The sequence below is a fragment of the Nonomuraea sp. NPDC005501 genome (assembly GCF_040605905.1).
Classification (GTDB): Bacteria; Actinomycetota; Actinomycetes; order Streptosporangiales; family Streptosporangiaceae; genus Nonomuraea.
On record NZ_JBEXDT010000014.1, the window covers coordinates 72930 to 90910 of the forward strand.

The 17981-nt window shown below is 74.1% G+C and carries 17 protein-coding genes; 12 read left to right on the forward strand and 5 right to left on the reverse strand.

The window, feature by feature from the left end; translation table 11 throughout:
- Positions 1-38: 38 nt before the first annotated feature.
- Positions 39-209, reverse strand: a complete 171-nt coding sequence (locus ABZS51_RS10760; protein ID WP_310707888.1) for a hypothetical protein — start codon at positions 207-209, stop codon at positions 39-41.
- Between the two features lie 293 nt (positions 210-502).
- Between ABZS51_RS10760 and ABZS51_RS10765 the strand changes: the two genes are divergently transcribed.
- A complete protein-coding gene (locus tag ABZS51_RS10765; RefSeq protein WP_355438544.1) occupies positions 503-2395 on the forward strand; it encodes an ABC transporter ATP-binding protein in 1893 nt (630 codons plus the stop codon).
- Complete coding sequence (locus tag ABZS51_RS10770) at positions 2392-3300, forward strand: MauE/DoxX family redox-associated membrane protein (RefSeq protein ID WP_355438546.1); 909 nt, start codon at positions 2392-2394, stop codon at positions 3298-3300. The genes ABZS51_RS10765 and ABZS51_RS10770 overlap by 4 nt, the downstream gene beginning before the upstream one ends.
- A 12-nt stretch (positions 3301-3312) precedes the next feature.
- Here ABZS51_RS10770 and ABZS51_RS10775 read toward each other — a convergent pair whose 3' ends face one another.
- From ABZS51_RS10775 to ABZS51_RS10785, 3 genes are all read right to left on the reverse strand, one after another.
- The gene (locus tag ABZS51_RS10775; RefSeq protein WP_355438548.1) at positions 3313-4869 is read right to left on the reverse strand and encodes a phospholipase D-like domain-containing protein; all 1557 of its coding nucleotides are present in this window, start codon (positions 4867-4869) and stop codon (positions 3313-3315) included.
- 10 nt (positions 4870-4879) lie between these two features.
- The gene (locus ABZS51_RS10780) at positions 4880-7210 is read right to left on the reverse strand and encodes a xanthine dehydrogenase family protein molybdopterin-binding subunit (protein WP_355438550.1); all 2331 of its coding nucleotides are present in this window, start codon (positions 7208-7210) and stop codon (positions 4880-4882) included.
- A gap of 127 nt (positions 7211-7337) precedes the next feature.
- Entirely contained in the window at positions 7338-7736 is a 399-nt protein-coding gene (locus ABZS51_RS10785) for a DUF1992 domain-containing protein (RefSeq protein ID WP_355438552.1), read from the reverse strand.
- Between the two features lie 112 nt (positions 7737-7848).
- Between ABZS51_RS10785 and ABZS51_RS10790 the strand changes: the two genes are divergently transcribed.
- The 8 genes from ABZS51_RS10790 (at position 7849) to ABZS51_RS10825 (ending at position 16429) form a co-directional block, all read left to right on the forward strand.
- Positions 7849-8448 (forward strand): sulfite oxidase-like oxidoreductase, encoded by a 600-nt coding sequence (locus ABZS51_RS10790; RefSeq protein ID WP_355438554.1) that lies wholly within the window; start codon positions 7849-7851, stop codon positions 8446-8448.
- A 23-nt stretch (positions 8449-8471) separates the two neighbouring features.
- Positions 8472-9188 (forward strand): ferredoxin reductase, encoded by a 717-nt coding sequence (locus ABZS51_RS10795; RefSeq protein ID WP_355438556.1) that lies wholly within the window; start codon positions 8472-8474, stop codon positions 9186-9188.
- Between the two features lie 57 nt (positions 9189-9245).
- Complete coding sequence (locus ABZS51_RS10800; protein WP_310707880.1) at positions 9246-9512, forward strand: DUF6510 family protein; 267 nt, start codon at positions 9246-9248, stop codon at positions 9510-9512.
- A gap of 149 nt (positions 9513-9661) precedes the next feature.
- The gene (locus ABZS51_RS10805; RefSeq protein WP_355438558.1) at positions 9662-11071 is read left to right on the forward strand and encodes an LCP family protein; all 1410 of its coding nucleotides are present in this window, start codon (positions 9662-9664) and stop codon (positions 11069-11071) included.
- A gap of 62 nt (positions 11072-11133) precedes the next feature.
- Positions 11134-12411 carry an FAD-dependent monooxygenase gene (locus tag ABZS51_RS10810; RefSeq protein ID WP_355438560.1) on the forward strand — a complete coding sequence of 426 codons (1278 nt, stop codon included), beginning with the start codon at positions 11134-11136 and terminating at the stop codon, positions 12409-12411.
- A 38-nt stretch (positions 12412-12449) separates the two neighbouring features.
- Entirely contained in the window at positions 12450-15242 is a 2793-nt protein-coding gene (locus tag ABZS51_RS10815; RefSeq protein WP_355438562.1) for a LuxR C-terminal-related transcriptional regulator, read from the forward strand.
- Positions 15243-15295: 53 nt separating this feature from the next.
- A complete protein-coding gene (locus ABZS51_RS10820) occupies positions 15296-16201 on the forward strand; it encodes an alpha/beta fold hydrolase (RefSeq protein ID WP_355438564.1) in 906 nt (301 codons plus the stop codon).
- Positions 16202-16240: 39 nt separating this feature from the next.
- Entirely contained in the window at positions 16241-16429 is a 189-nt protein-coding gene (locus ABZS51_RS10825; protein ID WP_355438566.1) for a hypothetical protein, read from the forward strand.
- 30 nt (positions 16430-16459) lie between these two features.
- On the opposite strand, the gene ABZS51_RS10830 is transcribed toward ABZS51_RS10825, so the two are convergent.
- Positions 16460-16630 (reverse strand): DUF3073 domain-containing protein, encoded by a 171-nt coding sequence (locus tag ABZS51_RS10830; protein WP_310707873.1) that lies wholly within the window; start codon positions 16628-16630, stop codon positions 16460-16462.
- 86 nt (positions 16631-16716) lie between these two features.
- On the opposite strand from ABZS51_RS10830, the gene ABZS51_RS10835 reads away from it, so the two are divergent.
- The gene (locus ABZS51_RS10835; RefSeq protein WP_310707872.1) at positions 16717-17049 is read left to right on the forward strand and encodes a metalloregulator ArsR/SmtB family transcription factor; all 333 of its coding nucleotides are present in this window, start codon (positions 16717-16719) and stop codon (positions 17047-17049) included.
- A 51-nt stretch (positions 17050-17100) separates the two neighbouring features.
- On the forward strand, positions 17101-17979 hold the full coding sequence (locus ABZS51_RS10840) for a 1,4-dihydroxy-2-naphthoyl-CoA synthase (protein ID WP_355438568.1): 879 nt from the start codon (positions 17101-17103) through the stop codon (positions 17977-17979).
- Positions 17980-17981 lie beyond the last annotated feature (2 nt).

The window sequence follows — 17981 nt, forward strand, 5'->3', positions numbered from 1 at the left end:
GCGTCCCCGCGTGGCCGCGAGCGGGTTACCGGATGGAGCTACACGATGGACGGGCAGCAGGGAAAGCTGCTGCAGACCGTACGCTTGCAGGTGTTGACGCAGGCCTGGGGGCCGTGGAGCAGCTTGCCCAGCTCACCTTCGAAGTCGACCATGAGGTCTTCGAACTCGATGACGCCTGCGTCGCGGGGCTCAAGGGCCAGCACGGACATGGGGGCTCCTTCCTTGGCCGTCGATGGACGGCCGCTGTAGGGATCTGAGCCTCGGGATGACGCTGGTAAGCGCCTTTTCCCGTGCCCTGTGCGCCGTCGAGAATCGCGTTCACGACCAAGGCGACGCACAAACGGTCGCATTATGGGCAGATATCCGGACGCATGTCCAGAGGCATCGCGGATTGCCAAAAAGGCATTTACTTCGTCCTTTACACTGCCGCGATGGTCACTTAGATTGACTCCGTGATTCGGGGAACTCCGCCGTGCCGGCTGTCACGAGAGGGCCTCCCCGCGTGAGGCTGTGGCGCAGGCGGGGGCCCGACGTCCCGGACGACAGGTCCGGGCTGGTGGTCGCCTACTGGGAGAGCCACGACGAGCACCTCCTGACCACGACGCTCGGCACCATCGCCCGCCGCCTCCCCTCGCTCGTCGCCGCCGCGCTGCGGCTGGCCTGGCAGGCGAGCCGCCGGGACACGGCGGTGGCCGTGGCGGGCAGCCTCGCGGCCGGCGTGTTCACGGTCTTCGGCCTGGTGGCGACCTCCGACGTGCTCGCCTCCCTGTTCGCCGCCGGGCCAACCCCCGAGCGGGTGCGGGCCGCGCTGCCCTCACTGGTGCTCGTCGCCGCCGCGGCCGGGCTGCGCGGCGCGCTGCTGACGGGCGCGGGCTGGGCGCAGGCCCGGCTGAAGCCGCTGGTCGAACGGCTCGCGGAGACCAGGCTCTTCGAGCTGACCACCCGCGTCGACCTCACCGCGTTCGACGACCACGACTTCCACAACGGGATGCGGCGCGCCCGCGACAGCGGCGTGCCCGACAGCGCGACCGTGGTCGAGACGGCCATCGCCGTGCTCACCGCCGCCGTCGGCGTGCTGGCCTCCGCCGCCGCGCTCGGCCTGCTGCACCCGGTCCTCATGCCGCTGCTGCTGGTCACGGCCGTGCCCGCCGGCTGGGCGGCCGTACGCGCCGCCCGCCTCGGCTACCAGGGGTTCTACCGGCTCTCCGCCGCGCGGCGGCGCAAGTTCATGCTGTCCGACCTGATGGCCGAGCGGTTACCCGCCGCCGAGGTCCGGGCCTACGGGCTGCGCGACTTCCTGCTCGGCCAGTACGCCAAGGTGGCGGACCTGGAGCAGGAGGTGCAGCTCGACGTGGCCCGCCGGCGGACCGCCGCCAAGGCGGCCGGCGACCTGCTGACCGGGGTCGCCACGGCCGGCGTGTACGCGGCCCTCGGCGGGCTGCTCGCGGCCGGGATCGTCCCGCTGGCGGTGGCCGGGGCGGCGGTGCTCGCCGTCAGGACCGGCCAGGGCTCGCTGACGGGCCTGGTCCAGGCCATGAACCGGCTGTACGAGGCCGGCCTGTACTTCGGCGACTACCTGGCCTTCCGCGAGCTGGCCGAGGATCGCGTCGCCCGCACGGACGGCACGCTCCCGCCCGCGCCGTTCCGCCGGCTGACCGCCGACGACGTGACCTTCACCTACCCGGGAGCCGACCGCCCCGCGCTGTCGGGCGTCAGCGTGACCGTGAACCGCGGCGAGGTCGTCGCCCTCGTCGGCGAGAACGGCTCGGGCAAGACCACGCTGGCCAAGCTCCTGGCCGGGCTCTACCGGCCGGACCAGGGCGCGATCCGCTGGGACGGCGCCGACCTCGGCACGCTCGACGCCGACGCGCTGCGCCGGCACGTCTCCGTGATCGCCCAGGACCACACGCGCTGGCCGCTCACCGTCCGGGAGAACATCATCATGGGCGAGCCCGTGGACGAGCACCGGCTGGCCGCCGCCGCGGAGGCGTCGGGCGCGCACGAGGTGGTGGCCGCGCTGCCGGACGGGTACGACGCCCTGCTCGACCGCCGCTTCCGCGGGGGGCACGACCTGTCGGGCGGGCAGTGGCAGCGCATCGCCGTGGCGCGCGGCTTCTACCGCGACGCGGCGCTGGTCATCTTCGACGAGCCCACCTCGGCGCTGGACGCGCGGGCCGAGCACGCCCTGTTCGAGCGGATCAGGAAGCACGCCGACGGCCGTACGATCGTGCTCATCACCCACCGGCTGGCCAGCGTCCGCTACGCCGACCGGGTCTACGTGCTCGACCGCGGGCGCGTGGCCGAGCACGGCACACACGAGGAGCTGATGGCGCGCGACGGGCTCTACGCCGACCTCTACGAGTTGCAGGCGTCCGCCTACCAGGGGGTGCCGTGATCGTCCTCGCGTCCGCGTACCTGGCGGTGGCGGCGGTGCTGCTGGGGGCGGCCCTCGGCAAGGTCCGCGACGTGCGCGGGTTCGCGGCGACCATCGACGGCTACCGGGTGCTGCCCGCCCCGCTGGCCCTGCCCGCGGCGGTGACCGTGCTGGCCGTCGAGGTGGCGGCCGCGGCGCTGCTGCTGGCGCCGGGCCTCCGCCGGCTGGGGGCCGTGGTCGCGGCGCTGCTGTTCGCGGTGTTCCTCGCGGCGATGGGCTCGGTGCTGCGGCGCGGCCTGCGGGTCGGCTGCGGCTGCTTCGGCGGCCGCGACCTGGTCGGGCCCGGGACGATGGTGCGGACGGGGGTGCTCCTGGCGCTGGCGCTCATGGCGGTCGCGGCGGGTCCGTCGCCGTTCGCGCCGGCTCAGGTGGCGGTGGCCGCCGCGCTGCTCGGGCTCGCGTTCGTGCTCCCGATCCTGCTGCCCGGCGCCGGACGTCACGGCTCGTCCGGCGGGCGTACCGATACGTCCGGTCGTACCTACACCACGGGCCGGACCGAGCACGGGCCGCGGCCCGGCACGCCGTTCGCGCTGGAAGGGGCGCCGGAGCGGGCCTCGGACCAGGTCCTGTACGCGCTGGTCTCGCCCGGGTGCGGGCTGTGCACCACGATGCTCCCCCACTTCGTGGCCATGGCCGCCCGGATGGAGGTCGTCCTGGTCACCGCGGCGCCCAAGGACGGGGCCGACGGGCTGGACGGGCTGCCCCGGGTGGTGGACCCGGACGTGTACGAGCGCAACGACATCCCGTGGCCGCCGTACGCGGTCGTCACGGACCGCCACGGCGTCGTCCTCGCCGCCGGAGGCACCTCCGAGCCAGCGCAGCTCCAGGCCGTCCTGGAAAGCGCCGCGTCCGCCCGTCCCGCCTGACGGACGAGGCGGTCAGAAGCGGCGGGAGCGGCGCATGTCCGAGGGGCGGCCGTCCGGGTCGACCGCGACCCGGTACAGCGGCATGGCCAGCAGCTTGCGCACCCGCCCCAGCTCCGGAGCCGGGTGCGGCCGCAGGCGGCCGGGCGGACGCGGGCCCCGACGCCCGTCCCGGTGCCAGGCGTCCAGGCGCCGCGCCGACTCCGCCAACGCCTCGAAGGCCGCCTTCGGGTCGCACAGGTCGTCCACGTCGTCCGGGTCGCGGTCCAGGTGCTCGGCGGCCAGCGTGAGCCGCAGCTCCCGGGCGAACCGGCGGCCACCGGCGGGCGGGCGCGGGTCGGGCTCCTCGTCCACGACCGCGCAGCTCAGCTCCGAGTCGTACGTCCACGACCGCAGGTTGACGTTGTCGGACCCGACCGACGCCCACACGTCGTCCACCACGCACACCTTGGCGTGGACGTAGACCGGGGTGCCCGCGTGGTTCTCCAGGTCGTACACCGCGACGCGGTCGCCGCCCGCCTGCTTCAGCCGGCGCAGCGCCTCGCTGCGGCCGATGAGGCTGGCCGGGCCGGCCAGCCAGCCGTCCTGGTCGGGATGGCGCGGCACCACGATGATCATGCGGAGTTCTTCCTCGCGCTCCAGCGCCTCCGCGAACGGCTCGATCACCTCGGTGGACCACAGGTACTGGTCCTCCAGGTACACGAGCGAGCGGGCCCTGCGCAGGACCTTCTGGTAGGCGCGGGCCACGCTCCGCTCGCCGCGCGGGGCGAACGGGTACGGGCGGCGCCGGTAGGGGTAGGTCCGCAGCAGCTGCACGGCGTGCGTCCCCGCCGGTCCGGGAGCCGGGCCCGGCGGCGGCAGCGCGGGCACGTCGTCCATCCGCTCCAGATGGTCGCGCAGCCTCCTGAACGGCTGCCGCGTCTCCGGGGCCGGGTCCTCCCACCGCTCGCGGAACACGGTCTCCACCTCCGCGACCGCGGGCCCGTGGATCGCCACCTGCACGTCGTGCCACGGCGGGCTGTCGCCGTACACGCCGGGCATGGGCGCAGCCTGCGGGTCGCCGTGGTGGGCGGCGTCGTCGCGGCGGCTGTGACACAGGTCCACGCCGCCGACGAACGTCACATCGTGGTCAGGGTCGTCGCGTCGCCGGATGACGACGAACTTCTGGTGGTGCGCGCCGCCGGGCCGTACCCGGGTGTCCAGCACCGCCTGACCGCCGGCCGCCTCGATCTTCTCGCCGAGGTGCCGGTTCTCCTCGGCGCTGAAGCGCAGCGCGTCCAGGTGCGAGCGCCAGATCAGCCCGTTGACCAGCGCTCCCCTGGCGGCCGCCCCCGACAGCGCCTCGGAGATCTGCGGTCCGCCGTCGGTGAGCCGCTCGTCTGGGTCGCCGCGCCAGTCGGCGAACAGCACCAGATCGTGCGCCCGCACGCTGTCCAGGCACGTCTTGAGCTCGGCGAAGTAGGTGGCCCCGTGGATGAGGGGGCGCACCAGGTTGCCCGTCGTCCAGGCACCCAGCCGGGTGGCCGGGTTGTCGCGTTCGTCCTGGGTGAGGAACCAGTCCGCGAAGTCCATTCGGCTACGGCTACCCGGTGGGCGTGCGGGCATGCGTCAGCAGCCTCCACAACCGCTCGGGCGTCAGCGGCGTGACCGTGATCTCGCCGGCGACCTCCGGCAGGGCGGCGGCGACCGCGTTGCCGATGGCGGCGGGCGGCCCGATGGTGCCGGCCTCGCCGACGCCCTTCATGCCCCCGGGCGTGATGGGCGAGGGCGTCACCAGCGTCGCCAGCTCGATCGCGGGCACCTCCCTGGTCGTGGGCAGCAGGTAGTCGATGACCGGCTGGCCGTCGGCGGTGTGGACGACCTCCTCGGTCAGGGCCATGCCGATGCCCTGCGCGATGCCACCGCTGAGCTGGCCCTCGACGATCGCCGGGTTCACCAGCACGCCGGCGTCGTTGACCGCCCAGTAGCCCTCCACCTCGACCGCCCCGGTCTCCGGGTCCACGGCGACGGCCGCGGCGTGGGCGCCGTAGGCGTAGGTGTAGGCGGCCGGGTCGTAGACGGCCCGCTCCTCCAGGCCGGGCGACGCGCCCTCGGGCAGGTCCCAGCCGCGCCACGCCGACGTGGCGACCTCCCGCAGCGTCAGCGAGGCGCGCGGGTCGCCCTTCACCCGTACGGCCCCGTCGGTGATCTGCAGGTCCTCCGGCGCGGCCTCCAGCCGGTGCGCGGCGATGGTCAGGATCTTGTCGCGCAGCCGGGCCGCGGCCTGGACCAGCGCTCCCCCGCCGACGGCGAGCGCCCGGCTGGCGATGGAGCCGATCGGCGAGTAGGGCGTCGCCGCGGTGTCGCCCAGCACCACCCGGACCCGGCCGGGATCGACGCCCATCCGGTCGGCGGCGAGCTGGGCCAGCGTCGTCTCGATGCCCTGCCCGATCGCGGCCACGCCGGAGGCGACGACGACCGAGGCGTCCGGCTCCATGCGCAGCACCGCGATCTCGTACCCGCCGACCTGCTGCCCCGCGGCCTTCATGTCCTGCGACGGCCCCAGCCCGGTCGCCTCCACGTGGCACGAGAACCCGACGCCCCGCCGGCGTCCGTCGCCGCCGGGGAACACCCTGACCATGTCCCTGAGCATGCGCAGGGCGCGCGGGTAGTCGCCCGAGTCGTACGGCTGCCAGATCCGCGTCACGCACGGCAGCTCCTCCGGCCCCAGCAGGTTGCGCAGGCGCAGCTCCACCGGGTCGAGCCCGAGCCGCCGCGCCGCCTCGTCGATCAGCCGCTCCCGCGTGTACGTCGCCTCCGGCTGGCCGAAGCCCCGGTACGAGCCGGTCGGCGTGGTCGTCGTGACGACGCCGCGCAGCCGTACCCCTGCCCGGAGGAAGCGGTACGGGCCGGGCAGCATGATGGCGGTCACCGCGAACGGCGAGATGCCGACGTTCGACGGGTGCGCCCCGAGGTCGCCGACGACGTCGGCGTGCAGCGCCACGAACCGGCCGTCGGCGTCCAGCGCCAGCCGCGCCCGGTGGACGGCGGCCCGGGCGGGCAGGGTGGCGACCAGCCGGTCGCCGGGCGACTCCGTCCAGCGCACGGGCCGGCCGCCCAGACGCATCGCGGCCAGGCAGACCAGCGTCTCGTCGGGGTAGATGTGCTCCTTGCCGCCGAACCCGCCGCCGGTGTCGCCGCTGACGACGCGCACCCGGTCGTGGGTGAGCCCGAGCGCGTCGGCGGCGTGGTCGCGCACGTGGTGCGGCGCCTGCGTCGAGGTGCGGATCGTCAGCTCCCCGTCGATGAACGTGGCGACGAGCGCGCGCGGCTCCATCGGGTACGGCGACGCCCTGCCGTACCGGAAGGCCAGCTCCACCACGTGCTCGGCGCCGGCGATGGCCTCCTCGCAGTCCGCGTCGCCGAGGACCGAGTCGGTGAGCACGTTGGAGCCCCAGTCGGGGTGGAGGAGAGGGGCGTCCGGCTCCATCGCCCGCTCCACGCCGACGACCGGGGGCAGCTCGTGCACGTCGAGGTCCAGCAGCGCGGCGGCGTCGGCGGCGGCCTCGGGCGTCTCGGCGACGACCACGGCGAGCGGCTGGCCCACGTACCGGATGGTCTCCTCCAGGACCGGGTAGGAGGTGTCGCGCTGCCCGGCGGCGAGCGTCACGCACGGCAGCCGCACGTCGACGGCGTCGGCGGGCGTGATGACGTCGAGCACGCCCTCGACCGTCCACGCGGCCTTGGCGTCGCACCCGGTCAGCCGCCCGTGCGCGACGGGGCTGCGCACGACGACGGCGTGGGCCGTCCCGGGCAGCCGCACGTTGCCGGCGTACCTGGCCCGGCCGGTCAGCAGCCGGGCGTCCTCCCGGCGCGGCGCCCGCGCGCCCACGTGCCCGCCCGTGCCCCCATCAGTAACGGCACCATCGCTCATGGCCTGATTGTGAGCGCCGTCCCCCGGCGGGTCCATACACAACGCGCACAGCGGGAGACGCGTTCGGTGGGAGACGCGTTCAGTGGGACGCGCGTTCGGTGGGACGCGCGTTCGGTGGGACGCGCGTTCAGTGGGACGCGCGCCACTCCGCGACGACGCGCTCCACGTCGAACGGCAGCAGGTTGAGCGGCGGGCCGGACAGGCCGGTGCGGATGGCCTCGCGGATCCTCGCGTTGATCTCCTCGACGATCTGCCGCGCCTCGCGCTCGGAGCGGGCTGCGCGCGCCTCGGCCAGCGCCTCCTCGGCGTCCTTGCGCAGGGCGAGGGTCGGCGGCAGCGGCATGGACAGGCCCTCGCTGCGCAGCTTCTGCTTGATCCACCACATGTCGTCGTGCGGCTTGTCGAGGTCGGGCAGCGGCTTGCCCTTGCCCGGCAGGTCGTCGAACTCGCCCCGCTCCTCCGCCTCGCGGATCTGCCGGTCGATCCACGACTCGAAGTTCACTCCGTACGGCTTGCGGTCGCTCAAGATGCGGCTCCCCGGATGACGACGGCCCCTCCTGCCAGGCTACGTGCCCCATGGGGATCATGGAATGGTGCCGTGATGGAATGGCGGGACAGGTGTCACTGAAGGAGGCCCCGTGGCCATCGTCTCGCGCGGCTTTCGCGGCCGCCCCAGAGAGGGCGGCGACCGGCTGCCGCCCGGCCAGTACCTCGTCGAGGACTTCCCCGTGCTGTCGGCCGGGCCGACGCCGCGGGTGCCGCTCGACCGGTGGGAGTTCACCATCGACACCGAGGCCGGCGAGACCCACCGCTGGTCGTGGCAGGAGCTCATGGCGCTGCCCGGCGAGCGGCCGACCGTCGACATCCACTGCGTCACCAGGTGGACCAAGCTCGGCACCCAGTGGGAGGGCGTCTCGCTCGACGTGCTCTTCGAGAACGTGGAGAGCGCCGCCGAGTACGCGCTGGTCCACTCGTACGGCGGTTACACCACCAACCTGCCGGTCGAGGACCTGCTCGACGGCAAGGCGTGGATCGTCCACACCTTCGACGGCGAGGAGCTGGCGCCCGTCCACGGCGGTCCGGCCCGGCTGCTGGTGCCTCACCTGTACTTCTGGAAGTCGGCCAAGTGGGTGCGCGGCATCCGGCTGGTGAACGAGGACTGGCCCGGCTTCTGGGAGACGGCCGGCTACCACAACTACGGTGACCCGTGGCGCGAGCAGCGCTACGAGGGCGACTAGTGGGGCGGCCGGCGACCCGCCGCGTGAGCTGGCGGCCCGCCCGGCTGACCGAGGTCCGCGACGAGACGCCCAGCGCCCGCACGCTGCGCTTCGAGGTGCCCGGCTGGTCCGGCCACCTCGCGGGCCAGCACGTGGACGTGCGGCTGACGGCCGACGACGGTTACAGCACGCAGCGCAGCTACTCCCTGGCCGGGCCCTCCGACGGTGAGACGGTCGAGCTGACCGTCGAGAGCGTGCCCGGCGGGGAGGTCTCGCCGTACCTGACCGAGATCATGGAGATCGGCGACGAGGTGGAGCTGCGCGGGCCGGTCGGCGGGTGGTTCGTGTGGCGGCCGGAGAGCGCCGCGCCGGTGCTGCTCGTCGCCGGCGGGTCCGGCATCGTGCCGCTGATGGCGATGCTCCGCGAGCGCCGCCGTGTGGGCAGCCGCGTGCCGTTCCGGCTGCTGTACTCGCTGCGCGGGCCCGGCAGCCGCTACTACGCCGAGGAGCTGCGCCGGCCCGAGCCCGGCGTCGACGTGACCTTCCTCTACACGCGCTCCACGCCCGTCCCCTGGCCCCGGCCGGCCGGGCGCGTCATGCTGGACGACCTCGCCGAGGGCGGCTGGCCCTCCTCCTTCGAGCCCGACTGCTACGTGTGCGGCCCGACGGGGTTCGTGGAGGCCGCCGCCGACCTGCTGCTCGCGCTCGGCCACGCCCCCGAGCGCGTCCGCACCGAACGCTTCGGCCCCACCGGGGGCTGACCGGACACCAGACACTTCGGCCTCACACCAGGCTGACCGGACCATCAGGGGACAGGCATGACCGCTGAACACCTCGACGGGAACGCGCTGGCCGGCCCGCTGGCCGAGCTGTTCGCCGTGGACGTCACCGCGGCGACCGGCCGGTGCGCGAGCTGCGGCCTGGCGGGGCCGATCGCCGCGCTGCACGTGTACGGCCCCGAGCCGGGACTGGTGGGCCGCTGCCCGGGGTGCGAGGAGGTCGTGCTGCGGGTGGTGCGCGGCCCCGGCAGCGCCTGGCTGGACCTGCGCGGCGCCCTGTCGCTCCGGGTGCCGCTGCCGGACTGACCATCAAGCCCGGCCAACCGGATATTTCGCCATCCTTACGTCACCCATACGCGAGATAAGTACACTCGGCGTGGTTCAACCGGCCGAACATCTGCGCCACCAGGCTCTGGCCACGGGCGGTCCCCCTCGGCCCCGTCTTTGGGAGTCATGTGAGCAGCGGGCTTGTCGACGCGCCGCCGTCCCCCCCGACCGGCACGTCCCGGCGCGGCCGGCGACGCTGGACGCGGTGGGTCCTGGTGGTCGCCGTCACGGTCGTCCTCCTGATCGCGGGCGGCGCGGTCGCCGTGTACGCCCGGCTGACCGGCAACGTCAAGCACACCGACGTGAGCTCCGAGGACCTCGGCCCGACCCGGCCGCCCAAGGTCGCGGGCACGGCGCTCAACGTGCTGATCGTCGGCTCCGACCAGCGCAACGGCAAGAACGCCAAGTACGGCCGCGTCGCCGGCGAGCGCACCGACACCATCATGCTCGCCCATCTGTCGTCCGACCGGAACAACGCGATGGTCGTCAGCTTCCCCCGCGACTCGCTGGTCCAGCTCCCCGCCTGCCGCGCCAAGGGCGGCCTGCCCGGCCAGCAGGCCCACCTCGGCATGATCAACGAGTCGTTCAACTCCGGCGGCATCGCCTGCACGTGGCGGACCGTCGAGTCGCTCACCGGCATCCACATCGACCACTTCGTCAAGGTGGACTTCACGGGGTTCAAGGGCATGGTGGACGCCATCGGGGGCGTCGAGGTGTGCCTGCCCCAGGCCGTGAACGACAAGAAGGCCCTGCTCCACCTGCCCGCCGGGCGCCAGAGCCTCGACGGCGAGCAGGCGCTCGGCTACGTGCGCGCCCGCTACAGCCTCGGCGACGGCTCCGACATCGGCCGGATCCAGCGGCAGCAGATGTTCATCGCCTCGATGGTCAAGAAGGTGATGAGCGGCCAGACCCTGACCGACCCGGCCAAGCTGCTCGGGTTCCTCGACGCGGGCACCAAGGCCGTCACCACCGACCCCGGCCTCACCCCGTCCGTGATGAAGGATCTGGCGAGCAACCTCCAGGGGCTGAACGCCGGGAAGATCCGCTTCATCACCACGCCCTGGCACTACTCGCTGACCCAGCCCGGCCGGGTCGAATGGGTGCAGCCGCAGGCCGCCAGGCTGTTCCAGATCGTGGCCAAGGACCGCAGCCCGGAGGGTGTCAAGGGCGGCCAGACCAAGGTGGCCCGCTCCAAGGTCCAGATCGAGCTGCGCAACGGCACGTACCGCGGCGGCCTCGGCACCCAGGTCGCCGCCGCCCTCGAACAGCGCGGCTACCACATCACCAAGGTCGGTGACACGGCCCGCAAGCCGTACCCGAAGACCTCGGTCTTCTACTCGCCGAGCGGCGAGACCAGTGTCCCCACGCTGAGCAAGGACCTGCCGGCCGTGACGCCGCGCTCCGTCCCCAAGGCCAGGACGAGCCGGCTGATCCTCGTCATCGGCGACGACTGGAAGGGTCTGAAGCCGCTGCCGCCGGACGACACGGAGGCGATCGCGGGCTTCGACGCCACCCACGACACCTGCGCCGCCACCTGACCCGTCCGGCCGGGGTGCAACCGGGCGCCTCATGGCCGCCGAAGGCGGGGCAGGAGGTGGCCATGACCACAGACCATGGCGGTGGGCGGCCCCGGGCCGACGAGGCGTACGACACCGGCTGTGTCGTCGTCGGAGGCGGGCCGGGGGGCGTCGTGCTCGCGTACCTGCTGGCGCGCGGCGGGGCGCGGGTGACGCTGCTGGAGTCGCACGGCGACTTCAACCGCCGCTTCCGCGGCGACTCGATCGCGCCCGCGGTTCTCGACTACCTGCACACGCTCGGGCTGGCCGACGAGATGCTGGAGACGCTGCCCCACACCGTGGCCGGGGAGTTCGTCTGGCGGGCCGGGGGCCGCGCCTACATCCTGGCCGACTACCGCCGCGCCAGCCGCCGCCACCCCTACTACGCCCTCATCCCCCAGGCCCGGTTCCTCCCGTTCATGGCGGAGAAGGCCGCCGCCTATCCCGGGTTCGAGCTGCGGATGGGGGCCCGTGTCGGCCGGCTCCTGCGCGACGGGGACGGCGGCCGGGTGAACGGGGTCGCGTACGCGGAGGGCGGCGTCACGCGCGAGCTGCGGGCCCGCGTGGTGGTGGCCGCCGACGGCCGCAACTCGAAGCTGCGCGGCCTCGGCGGCTTCACGGCGACCGAGCTGGGCGCCGGCCTCGACGTGCTCTGGTACGCGGTGCCGAGGACGCCGGACGACCCGCCCGTGTCGGGCCTGCAACTGGTCACCGCCCCCGGCGCCCTGCTGGCCGTGCTGAACCAGGACACGAGCTGGCAGCTCGGCTACCTGATCGCCGCGGGCGGCCACGGCCGCGTCCGGGAGAGGGGCGTCGGGGCCGTCGTGGAGGCGTTCACGCGGGAGCTGCCGTGGCTGCGCGACCGGCTCTTCTCGCTGACCGACGTCAACCAGCTCACGCTGCTCCCGGTGCGGATCACCACGGTCGACACCTGGTACCGCCCGGGGCTGCTGCTCATCGGCGACGCCGCCCACGTGATCTCCCCGGTGGGAGGGAACGGCATCAACCTCGCCATCGCCGACGCCGCGGCCACCGCCAACGCGCTCCTGCCCTGCCTGCTCGACCCCGCCTCGCCGGCCGCCGCGCTGGACGCGGCCTGCCGCGAGGTGGAGGCCGTCCGCCGCCCGCCGACGGACAGGGAGCAGCGGAGCCAGCGGCGCGCCGAGCGCGCGGCGGCGGCCCGGCTGGCCAAGGGGACGACCGCGCCGCCGTTCGTCTTCCGGCTGTTCGACCGGGTGCCGATGCTGGCCACCCTGAACGGGCGGCAGAACGCCTCGCTCATCCGCGTGCCGTCGCCCCGGTCCGAGATCCTGCGGGCGTGACTCAGAGTCCGACATATCGCCGTATACAGTCCTTTCTCATGCTGTACGGCAGAGTCTCGGAGACCACCGCGATCACCGGCCTCCTCGCCTCGGCCGCCGCCGGGGAGGGCGGGGCCCTGGCGCTGCGCGGCGAGGCCGGGGTCGGCAAGTCCGCCCTCCTGTCCCTGGCCGCCTCGCTGGGAGAAGCCTCCTCGGGAGGCGGCGCCATGCGGGTGCTGCGGGCCGGTGGGGTGGAGCCGGAGGCGGACCTCGCGTTCGCCGCGCTGCACCAGCTCCTGCGGCCCGTGACCGGCCTGCTCGACGCGCTCCCCGGGCCGCAGCGCGACGCGGTCGCCGGGGCGCTCGGTCTGGCCGCGCCCAGCTCGGACCGGTTCCTGGTGTCGGCCGGGGTGCTGTCGCTGCTGGCCGAGGCGGCCGTACCGGACGGGCTGCTGTGCCTGGTGGACGACGTGCAGTGGCTCGACCGGGCGTCGGCGGACGCGCTGCTGTTCGCGGCCCGGCGGCTGCGCACCGAGGGCGTGGCGATGCTGCTGGCCGTCCGGGGTGACATGCCCGTGAAAGGGGTGCCGGAGCTGCGGGTGGGCGGCCTCGACGCGGCCAGCGCGGGCGACCTGCTCGGGTCGCGGTTGGCCGTGACGCTCGGGTCCGGCGCCGGGGTGGCGCCGGTCGTACGGGATCGGCTGGTGGCGCTGTCGGGCGGCAACCCGCTCGTGCTGAGGGAGACGGCGGCGCGGCTGACGGTGGGGCAGCTCGCGGGACGAGCGCCGCTCCCGGACCCGCTGCCGGGGGGCGAGCAGCTCTTCGGCGACCAGGTGGCGGGGCTGGGCGAGGCGGCCCGCCTGGTGCTGCTGGCCGCCTCGCTGGAGAGCGATCTCGACGTCGTCCTGCGCGCCTCGTCCCGTCTGAACGGCACCCTCCCGGACACCGGGAACGACCTCAGGAACGGGCCCGGGGACGGGGACGGGCCCGGGAACGGGTTGGTGGAGGCGGAGGCGGCCGGCCTGGTGGCGGTGGAGGGCACGCGGGTGCGTTTCCGGCATCCGCTGGTCCGGTCGGCGGTCCACGCGTGGGCCGGCTCGGCGCGGCTGCGGCAGGCGCACGCGGTCCTCGCGGCGCTGGTAGAGGGTGACAGGCGAGCCTGGCACCTGGCCGCCGTCGCCCTGGCGCCGGACGAGGAGGTGGCCGCCGCCCTGGCCGCGTCGGCCGGGCGGGCACGGGCGCGCGGCGGGTACGGTGATGCGGCCACCGCCCTGGCCCGGTCCGCCGAGCTCACCCCCGACCCCGGCCGCCGGGCCGAGCGCCTGGTGGAGGCCGCCACGGCCGCCTGGCTCGCCGGCCGCCCGGGACAGGCCGAGACCCACCTCGCGGAGGCCCGCGAACTCGCCGAAACCCTGCCCGGTCATCCCGCGGACCCCGGCGACACCCCGTACGACGAGACCGGGCGCCCCGCATCCCAGGGCGGGGTGCGGACGGTGGCGGGGCTGGTCGGGGAGATCGCGCGGTTGCGGGGCCGGTTCGAGCTGAACGGGGGCGACGCGGCCGAGGCCGTGCGCATCCTGGGCGCCGGTGACTCGCTGGAGGCGCTGGCCGACGCCTCCGAGGCGGCGAGCTACGTGGGCGACGTGGACGCCATCGTGGAGCTGGGGCGCCGGGCACGGGCCCACCCCAGAGGCTTCCTGCGCGACACCGTGGCGGGCATCGGCGCCATGCTCGACCCCGGCGGCGACGACGGCGAGGAGCTGCTGCGGGCGGCGCTGGCCCGTACCGGGGAGCTGCGGGAGGCCGCCGAGTTCCTGTGGGCGTGCGCGGCGGCCAGCTACCTCGGCGAGGCGGACGTGTCGGCCGAGCTGGCCGGCCGGGCGGGCGCCGTGGCCAGGATGTCGGGCATCGCGGGGCAGCTCCCGGTCGTGCTGGAGTTCGTCTCGACGGCCGAGCGCATCAGGGGCCGGCTGGCGGAGAGCGCCGCCATCGCCGAGGAGGGCCTGGCCCTGGCCCAGGAGGCCGGCTACACGAACTCGGTCGGCGCCCACCTGGCGAACCTCGCCGTCGTGGCCGCCCTGCGCGGCGAGGAGGAGACCTGCCGGCGGTACGCCGCCGAGGCGCTGGCCATCGCGATCCCGCACCGGGTCGGCCTGCGGGCGGCCGTCGCCTCGTACGCGCTGGCCATGCTGGATCTCGGGCTCGGCAGGTTCGAGGCCGCGCACGCCCGGTTCGTGTCGATCACCAGGGCGGGGCCGGGCGCGGGGCACCCGACCGTGGTGTGGCGCTCGACCCCGGACCGGGTGGAGGCGGCCGTGGCGGCGGGCGATCCGGACGCGGCGCGCGAGGCGGTCGAGGGGCTGGAGCGGTGGGCGGCCGGCGCGACGACCCCCGCGTCCAGGGCGCTGCTCGCCCGGTGCCACGCCCTGGCCGGGGGCGGCGACGAGCTGTTCGAGGAGGCGCTGCGGCTGCACGGGGAGCCGTTCGAGGGGGCGCGCACGGCCCTGCTGTACGGCGAGCGGCTGCGCCGGACCCAACGGCCCGGACAGGCGCGGGCGCACCTGCGGGCAGCGAGGGAGACGTTCCAGCGGCTGGGCGCCGAGCCGTGGGCGCGGCGGGCGCACGGCGAGCTGCGGGCGGCGGGCGAGACGGCGGCCCGGCCGCAGAGCGACGCGCTCGCGGCGCTCACGCCGCAGGAGCTGCGCATCGCGCGGCTGGTGGCGGCCGGCGCGTCCAGCAAGGAAGTGGCCGCCCAGCTCTTCCTCAGCCCGCGCACCGTCGAGTACCACCTGTACAAGGTGTATCCGAAGCTCGGCATCACCTCACGTACTGAGCTGGCCCGGCTGCTGTGAAGCCCAGTAGTCCTACGGAAGGCGTACGGGCGCCGGCCAGGCAGAGTTGCGGCATGCAAACGAACCTGATCGACATCGACGGCGTCCAGCTCCACACCGAGGAGTTCGGCGACCCGGCACACACTCCGATCCTGCTCATCATGGGCTCGATGACGCAGGGGGTCCTGTGGCCCGACGCGTTCGTGGGCCGGCTCGCGGCCGGCGGCCGGCGGGTGATCCGCTACGACCACCGCGACACGGGCCGCTCGTCCACCTTCGACTTCGCCGAGCACCCGTACACGTGGGAGGACGTCACGGACGACGTGCTGCGGGTCATGGACGCGTACGGCCTGGACAGCGCGCACCTCGTCGGCCATTCGGCGGGCGGGCTGCTCGGCCAGCTCATCGCCGTCCGGCACCCGGAGCGGGTCAGGACGCTCACCGTGATCGGCTCCTCCCCGCTCGGCGGGCACGAGGGCGAGGTGCTCATGCGGGCGCTCATGGGCGAGCCGCAGCCGGAGGGCAGCCTGCCGCCGCCCCGGCCCGGGTTCGTCGATCACTACCGGAAGGTGATCGCGAGCCCGCCGCCCGAGGGCCGGCGCGAGCGGATCGACGGCATGATCGAGGAGGCGCGGGTGCTGCACGGCGCCGCGCTGCCGTTCGACGAGGACGCCGAGCGGCGGCTCCAGGAGCGCGTCCACGAGCGGGCGCGCGACCTCGCCGCCGCCGCGAACCACCGGCTGGCCTTCGCCGCCAAGCCCGACTTCGAGCCGGAGGGCGTGCTGCACCAGGTGAAGGCACCGACGCTGGTCGTCGAGGGCACGCACGAGCCGGTCAAGCCGGGGCACGGCGCGATCATCGCGGAGCGGATCCCCGGGGCGCGGCTGCTCATGGTCGAGGGCATGGGGCACACCCTTCCGCCCGAGACGCACGAGGAACTGGCCGGCGCCATCCTCGCCCACACCGCCACCCGGACATGACCCCGGCGCGGGCGGCCGGTGGTGTACGAGGCGCCGAGGGTGCTCGACGCCCCGCTACGACTGGACGGCTACGAGGTGCCCGCCGGACCCGGCAGCCCGCTCGTGCACCACGACCCGGCGGTCCGGGACGAGCCCGAGGAGTTCAGGCGGCTCAGAGACGTCACGCTCGCGCCGGCCAGGCACGCCCGCGTCACCGCGCGGGCCCGTGCCCGTGCGCACACCTCGTGACCCGCCGTGACTGAGCAGCCCGGACCCGCCTCAACGGGCGGGCTCGGACTCCTGCTCGGACGACGTCACCGGATGCAAGTCGTCACGCCTCGAGTCGACGCCGAGCTCCTCGCGCAGCCGGTCGTAGTCGATGGTGTGGCTGGTGTACTTCAGCTGGCGAGCGACCTTTGTCTGCTTCGCCTTGGCTCTTCCTCGGCCCATGGCAACTCCCTAGTCCCCGCTGTCATCCTAGCCAACAACGTTACGACTTGAAGAATTATGCAAGTGAACTGGATTAGTCTGTCACTATGCACGTGGAGGTCTACCAGGCCAAGGCCGACTTCTTCCGCACTCTCGGCCACCCCGCTCGCGTCCGAGTGCTGGAGCTGCTGCAGGAAGGACCGCTCCCCGTAAGGGATCTCCTGGCCCAGATCGACATCGAGGCGTCGAGCCTGTCCCAGCAGCTCGCGGTGCTGCGCAGGGCCGGGATCGTGAGCGCCATCCGCGAGGGCAGCACGGTCGTCTACACACTCGCGACCCCCGAGCTGTCCCAGCTCCTCGACACCGCCCGGCGCATCCTCACCGACATGCTCGCCGACCAGGGTGAGCTGCTGGCGGAGCTGCGAGCCGAGGTCACCTGACGAGCTCACCTGATCGGGGCGGCGCGAAGGGGTTCGGTTAGGCTCTGGCGCATGGTCTCCGAGCTGTTCGATCCCAAGGCGTGGCAGGCGGTCGAGGGATTCGACTTCACCGACATCACCTACCACCGGGCGGTCGACCAGGGCACGGTCCGCGTCGCGTTCAACCGCCCGGAGGTGCGCAACGCCTTCCGGCCGCAGACGGTCGACGAGCTCCACCGCGCGCTCGACCACGCCCGGCAGACCACCGACGTCGGCTGCGTCCTGCTCACCGGCAACGGCCCGTCGCCCAAGGACGGCGGCTGGGCGTTCTGCTCGGGCGGCGACCAGCGCATCAGGGGCAAGGACGGCTACCAGTACGCCGACGGCTCCCCCTCCACGGGCCGCCTGCACATCCTGGAGGTGCAACGGCTCATCCGGTTCATGCCGAAGATCGTGATCTGCGTGGTCCCCGGCTGGGCGGCCGGCGGCGGGCACAGCCTGCACGTCGTGAGCGATCTCACACTGGCCAGCGAGGAGCACGCCCGCTTCAAGCAGACCGACGCCGACGTGGCCAGCTTCGACGGCGGCTTCGGCTCGGCGTACCTGGCCCGGCAGGTGGGCCAGAAGTTCGCCCGCGAGATCTTCTTCCTCGGCGACACCTACTCGGCGGCCGACGCGCACCGGATGGGCATGGTCAACGCCGTGGTGCCGCACGCCGAGCTGGAGACCACGGCCCTCGACTGGGCCCGCAAGATCAACGGCAAGTCGCCGACGGCGCAGCGGATGCTGAAGTTCGCCTTCAACATGATCGACGACGGGCTCGTGGGGCAGCAGGTCTTCGCGGGCGAGGCGACCCGGCTCGCGTACATGACGGACGAGGCGGCCGAGGGGCGCGACTCGTTCCTGGAGAAGCGGGCGCCCGACTGGTCGCCGTACCCCTGGCACTACTGAGA